The sequence below is a fragment of the Rhodoferax sp. RT5P35 genome (assembly GCF_056521385.1).
Map to the genome: position 1 here is coordinate 1 of NZ_JBWMAX010000276.1, position 1,140 is coordinate 1,140.

General features: G+C 66.2%; 1 protein-coding gene. It reads right to left on the reverse strand.

Annotated features, from left to right (window positions below; all coding sequences use genetic code 11):
• Positions 1–1,087: endonuclease/exonuclease/phosphatase family protein (locus AC097L_RS25600; RefSeq protein WP_479589513.1), on the reverse strand; the 1,087-nt coding region annotated here is incomplete at its 3' end.
• Positions 1,088–1,140 lie beyond the last annotated feature (53 nt).

Genomic DNA, 1,140 nt, shown 5'->3' on the forward strand with positions numbered 1-1,140 from the left:
CAGCGTGGTCCGAAGCAGCCTCATCGGCGCTGCGGACTTCGGCAAAGTGCGGCCACAGCGTGCCGTTTTTGCCGCCCCACATGCCCCGGCGCTCCACCCCGGCAGCGCGGACCAGGGCGAACAGATCGGGTGACAACAAAATATAGTCCAGCTTGGCCGCCGCCGTGCAGTTGCCGTGCGTGCCCGCCCGCCCGCCCCTGGCGTACAGCGGGTGGCTGCTGATGTCTTGCAGCACCGAGCCCTGGCGCAGCAGCGGGTCGAGTGGGGCGTTGCCGGGGATTTCGTTCAGGTCACCCACCACGGCCACCAGCGTGTCGCCCGCCAGCAGGTGGGCATCGACCAGTGCGCGCACCCGCTGGGCCTGGCGTTTGCGCTTGGCGTTGTTGTCGGCCTGGTTGCCGAAACCCTTGCTCTTGAAGTGGTTGGCCAGCAGCCACAGGCGCTTTCCCTGGGGCAGGGCGATCTCGTATTCGGCGCAGTCGCGGCTGAAAATCAGGCCCTTGGCATCCGTATCGTCCACATGCGAGCGGATCGACACGATGGGGTACTTGGCGCGGGTGAGCAGCCCCACGTCGATGCCGCGCTCGTCGTTGCCATCGACCAGCATCACGTGCTCAAACGGCTTGCCCGCCACCTCGGGCAGCACCTGCTGGTTGAACAGACGCAAGGTGGTGCGGTTTTCGGCCTCGATGACCACCTGCAGGTCGGCGGCCACGGCGTGCAGCACCCGGGCGGTGTTCTGGGTGGCGACTTCGTTGACCGGCTCGGTCTTCAGCTCGACCCAGCCAATCCAGCTTTTGCGCCCCGTGGCCACGATGCTGGCATCGCCCACCCGAGGGCGCAGGATGAAGTCGCCCCGGATCTTGCGCAGCAGCAGCATGGGGCCTTCATCGGATTTGAGCAGGCCGTGTGCGGCCAGCAGCGTGAGCATGCGCTGCTTGTCGGCCGTGCTGTAGCGGGGCTTGGCAAACAAGGTGTTGAGTTCCTTGTGGGCCTCCAGCGTGGGTTTGCCTTCGGTCCAGTCGCTGCCGTTGAGCGCCATGGCGCGGTCGAACATGTTTTCGACGTTGAAACTGGCCAGGCGCATGGCAACTCCGCTAGCTAAGGTGGCCCCAGCCTAGTCCGAATGGCCGCCGTGCG